The sequence below is a fragment of the Clostridium sp. UBA2485 genome, assembly GCF_002341865.1.
Classification (GTDB): Bacteria; Bacillota; Clostridia; order Clostridiales; family Clostridiaceae; genus Clostridium_J.
The window spans coordinates 54037-59588 of the sequence record NZ_DDOV01000046.1 but is presented as its reverse complement, the minus strand read 5'-3'; the positions used below and the strand labels follow the sequence as shown (position 1 = coordinate 59588).

The 5552-nt window shown below is 26.4% G+C and carries 3 protein-coding genes and 1 pseudogene; all 4 read left to right on the top strand.

Annotated features, from left to right (window positions below):
• Window positions 1–12: 12 nt before the first annotated feature.
• The gene (locus tag B3603_RS08955) at window positions 13–1428 is read left to right on the top strand and encodes a PdaC/SigV domain-containing protein (RefSeq protein ID WP_291563580.1); all 1416 of its coding nucleotides are present in this window, start codon (window positions 13–15) and stop codon (window positions 1426–1428) included.
• Between the two features lie 314 nt (window positions 1429–1742).
• A complete protein-coding gene (locus B3603_RS08950) occupies window positions 1743–2195 on the top strand; it encodes a hypothetical protein (protein WP_291563577.1) in 453 nt (150 codons plus the stop codon).
• A gap of 699 nt (window positions 2196–2894) precedes the next feature.
• Window positions 2895–3680, top strand: a complete 786-nt coding sequence (locus B3603_RS08945; RefSeq protein ID WP_291563574.1) for a flavodoxin family protein — start codon at window positions 2895–2897, stop codon at window positions 3678–3680.
• A gap of 73 nt (window positions 3681–3753) precedes the next feature.
• Window positions 3754–4686: pseudogene (locus tag B3603_RS08940) on the top strand (GH25 family lysozyme); the annotation flags it as partial.
• Window positions 4687–5552: the final 866 nt, after the last annotated feature.

The window sequence follows — 5552 nt, the reverse complement described above, 5'->3', positions numbered from 1 at the left end:
AGAGGTGATAATATGAAGAAAATAATATTTGGTATAATAGTTTGTCTTATATTCAGTATTAACAGCATTGTATTAGCAAAGGATAAACCACCTACAGTGGAAATAAATCCACCTAGATTAGTTAGTGCTCCTACTTATAATGCTATAGTGGAGCCTAAGGAAGTAAAGTATACTAATGATTACATAGAAGTGGATTTAAAGATACCAGTAATAACTTATAATAACAAGGTTACAGAGAAAATTATGAATGATAAAATGGAAAAGCCTATTATGGATTTAAAAAACTCTACAGAAAAAGAGGCAAAGGAATTTTTTAATACTAAAGAAAAAGATCAGCCTTTTATGAAATATAATGTAACATCAGATTATGAAGTGACGTATAATCAAGGCAATGTATTAAGTGTAGTAGTAACTTTATATAACTATACAGGTGGAGCTCATGGCAACACAGAAAAAATAGCTTATAATTTTGATTTAAATACCGGTAAAACAGGATATTTAAAAGATTTCCTTTATGAAGAAGATAATTATAGAAAGGTTATCTTAGATGAAGTTAGGAATCAAATATCCAAGGAACCAGATAAATATTTCAAGGATATATTAAATACATTACATGGAATTCCATATGATCAAAATTTTTATTTAACTAAGGATGGAATAGTGATTTATTNNATTTATTATCCATTGTATGATATTGCTCCATATGTTGCAGGTATTCCTGAGTTTAAAATCCCCTATTCAAAATTCAAACATGGACTTAAAAAAGATGTAAGTATTAAAAGTGATAATGTTAGTATTGAAAAAGAGCAATCTGTTAAAAAAGGAGAAAACTATAGTGAATATTTATACTATCCACAAATTAAAAATTTAGATAATCCTATTATAGAAAAACAAATAAATACTATTATAACCAAAGATATTAGCAATTTTACTAAAGATGTGAAAAAGAAAGCCGAATTAAGTAAGGGGAAGCTAAATATATATAATAGGCCTGTTACATGGGGTGCATCAGTTTATTCAGATGAATATTTTGTTAATCCAGATTTAATTAGTATAGATATAACTTATTCGGCAAATGATGGAAGTACAATTAATTATATACTTTATAATAAAGGCTATAATTTTAATTTAATTACTGGAGAGAATTATAAACTTTCTGATGTTTTTAAAAAAGGTACTGATTATGTTACTTTAATAAATACAGAAATAAATAATCAAATTGAAAATATTATTAAAAGTTCAGAGTATAAATATGATTATAACTTTAAAACTATTAAAGCAGAACAGCCATATTACATTTATAGAGGAAACTTAGTAATTTTATTTGAAGCAGGGGAAATACTTTCAAAGGATTTTGGAGCTCCAAAATTTTATATACCACTTTATAAATTTGGTGATAAAATAAATCCACAATTTATAGAACATTAAAGAGCGTGATCTTGTCACGTTCTTTTATATAAATATAAATTTTGATAAAAAATATTGCTTAAGTAATTATTTATTGAACATAATTTGATATAATTAAACTTATTATGAAAATTATCTTTCTCATTCTTATTAAAAATACAACATAAATAGCTAAATATTATCAAAAAGTATCTTTTAATAGTAAAAAAATTTTTTCAAACAAGAGATATCATATTTTATAAGAGTTAATAGAGAAAAATAGATTATATATGTAGCTTACAAATTATGTAAAATGTGATATAATAAACTTACTTTAGATGGAGGGGATGAAAGAAATGTACAAGTTTTCAAATTCCATAGTTATACCAAAGAAATTAGAAGACATATTTAACTTATTTGTGGAATTAAAGGTTTTTTCAATAATATGGGATCACATTTTAAATATGGAGAAATTATCTGAAGAACCTCTAGGAGAGGGAACCAAGCTTAGGAGCATAATGCTAAGTGATGATATTGAATTGCAATCTACAGCAGAAATTATAGATTTTATTACTAATAAAATATTTACTATTAAGAGTAAAAGAGGAGGAGTGCAAACTGTATATAAATATAGTTTTGAGAGGTTAGATGAAGGAACCTTAGTTCAATATTTAGCAGAAGTAAATTTTGATAATTTTCAAGAAGATTTAGCAGAGCAAATATTCGAGGTAATTAAAGAAGATGATCTTAATCATTTAGAAAAACTTCAAAATTATTTTACGGATGAGTTAGTTTGCTGTGTATCTTAAAAATATGCAAGATAAATATCTTGCATATTTTTTTATGCCTATATAATATGTCTATTATATAGATAAACTACCTTAAAAATTAATGTACAGCTGAATATAGTTACGCCTTTAAATATTTTAATTCACAACCTAAAATAATGTACAATTCAAAATTCACAATGCATAATTAAGGTTGAAATTAGTTTTAATCAAACTAATTTCTTTAATATAGCTTTTAATAGTAATACAATTACTGGTTTTTCACCTCTTGGGAACTTAATCAATGGAGAATTTAAAATGGAGAATTTAAAATGGAAAATTGACAATTTTGGTGGAAATTAATTCTTACAAATTAATTTCTTTAAATAGATTTTCCAATAAAAATGACTGCGTCACTTTGAAAAGAAATAAATTTAGAACTTCTCTTATAAAAGAGAAGTATCAATAATTCTCTATTGTTAATCGTCAATTCTCAATTCTCAATTGTATAAGGGTTCTATTAAGGTGCAGTATGCTTCGGAACAAGAACTATTTATTTAACTAAAATAATGAAGATAGATAATACAACTAAATTCTACTGCGAAAAAGTGATTGCCTCATTTCAAAAATAAATAATTTAAAATTTATCAGCTTTTGCTGAGAAATATTCGCAATCGTGAATTAATTTAATAGTTCAGTTTAAATTTATATATTTATAATAGTATTAAAGGAGTTATTTTTATGAAAAGAATAGTTGCCATTAATAGTAGCAAGAGAAAAGGAAATACTTATAATTTGTTAATAAAGATAAAAGAGAAGCTTTTAAAAGAAGAAATGGAAGTAGAAATAATTAACTTATTTGATTATAGAATAAGTGAATGTAGAGGATGTTTTAATTGCATAACAAAAGATAAATGTCATATAAAAGATGATACAGAGATAATAATAAATAAATTATTAAGTTGTGATGGAATTATTTTAAGCTCACCAGTTTATATGTCCTCTATAACAGGAAAATTAAAGGTTTTTATTGATAGAACTTCAAAATGGTTTCACAGACCAGAATTAGTTAAAATACCTATACTAATGGTAGCTACTACTGCTTCATCTGGATTAAAGGATACTATAAAATTAATGAGAAAAACTATTATGGCTTGGGGAGCTATTCCAGCAGGTAGTATAACTAGAAATATAAAAAATATAAATAATGAAGTAAAAGATGATGAAATAGAGAATTTTAAAGAGATTCTTAATAGTTCAAGTAAAAAATATAAACCTACAATAGATGTGCTAATAAATTATCAAGTACAGCGAGCTTTAGCTAATAAAGTCTTTCCATTAGATAAAATTTATTGGAAAGAAAAAAATTACAATGGAGATTATTATTTTAATTGCAAAGTAAATATTTTTAAAAAAATCATGAGCAAAACTTTCTATAATTCTTTTTCAAAAAAAGTAAAGAGAGTTGATAATGTCAAATATAATGAAGAAAATAAGGTATTAAGTCAAAATAGAACTTATAGTTAAAATAATAATGTGTAACAAAAATTTCCATATTGTAATATTATATAAGTGAATTACTTTATATATGGAGGAATCTATGCAAGATAAAAGTCCTAATAATATCATAGGTCCTGATATAAATGAATATAGAGACGAGGTAGACTATGCATTATTAGCAACTAGAACACCATATTGTTACTTACGGGCATCTGGGTCAGGAACAGGAAGGTTTAGAGTTGATAGAAGATTTCTTGAGTATGCTAGAGGTCTTAGATCCGTAGGAATAATAAGCGGTGGATATCATTATGCAGTACCATCCTATGATTTAACTACTGCTGACTCACAATGTGATGATTTTATTAAAATACTTCAAGATGCATACGGGCCAGGTAGATATGGAGATATGTTTCCAGTGGTAGATGTAGAAGCGCCAATAGACAAATCAATTTCTACTGATGCACTATTAGATTGGGTAGATAGATTTAGAAAAAGATTTGAAAGAAAAACTAGAAGAATATTAATGCTTTATACTGGTTCTTTTTTTATTGATCTTTATAACAATTTTTATCATTCAAGAAAAGGTTATATATTATCTGATATGCCTCTTTGGATTGCAATGTACACAGAAATTCCAGGAAATCCGCCTTACCCAAGAGATGCAGGAGGATGGACTAGGTGGACAATGTGGCAATTTACTGAAAATGGAACCATGGCAGGTATAAATCCTCCAGTAGATTTAAATTATGGTCCTACTAATCTAGATTACTTAACACCACCTAGAGATGTTAAAAACTTAAAAGCTTATGGTGATGATAGAAACATCTATTTATCTTGGGACAGGAACACTGATGTAGACTTAAATGGATATAATATATTCTTAGACTCTGAATATGTAGGTACCGTAGGCAAAAATGCTACTAGTCATACTATAAGACTTCAGCATCCAAATAAAAATGCTAGATATGAAGTTGGAATTGAAGCTTTTGATGTAACTGGCGATTTTTCTCAAAACAGAACAAAAACTATAGTAATGCTTAGGCAAGCTTATGATGAGATGGAAAGTGATCATAGTGGAGCAAGGCAGGAAAAAGAAAAATGTGAATGCTTTTCAAAGGATTATAATCGACAATGCTCTATGGAAAAGGAGGAACATTCTGAGGATTATAACAAAGAATGCAGTGGTTATAAAAAAGATATAGAGGTTGAAAATTATGATAAAGAGCATACTGAATATAAAAAAGGTGTGAACCCTGAAGAGGATAGTAAAGATTGTAGTTGTTACAAAAAACATATGGAATTTGACTATGATAAAGAACAAAATAGTTATAAAAGAAATATGAAACCTACAAGTTATGATAAAGGTTATAGTGATTATAAAAAGGACATAAAAATTGATAATTGTGATACAGACTATAATTTTTATCGCAATTATATGAAACTTGAAAATTACGATAAAGAAGAGAACTATCATAGAAAAGATATGAGATCTCAAAATAATAGTAAATGGTATGACAAGTACTGTTATAATACAAAAAATGATGATTCTTATAATATAAAATATAATAAACTAGATAAAGTTTACGAAGGCTATCAGCATTATAGAGATGAAAAAACTTATAATAATTGCTGTAGAAATAAATATGAGATATATTATGATGAAAATGATGATCTCTATTATTATCCTGTTAAAGTAGTACATCCACAGAGATATATGGAAAAAAGAGCTGAAAATAAAATACAGTATTCTCCTGTATTTAAATATACTTTGGAAGAAGAAGAAAATGAATTTGATGACTTTGAGTATGAAAGCGAGCCTAACATACAGGTATCCAATATAAATACAAACGAATTTGATGACTTTGAATATAAAATGAAGCCTAATATACAGGTATCTAA

Coding starts and splice junctions, on each gene's coding strand:
- B3603_RS08945 (WP_291563574.1), top strand. CDS start 2,895: ATGAAAAGAATAGTTGCCATTAATAGTAGCAAGAGAAAAGGAAATACT.
- B3603_RS08950 (WP_291563577.1), top strand. CDS start 1,743: ATGTACAAGTTTTCAAATTCCATAGTTATACCAAAGAAATTAGAAGAC.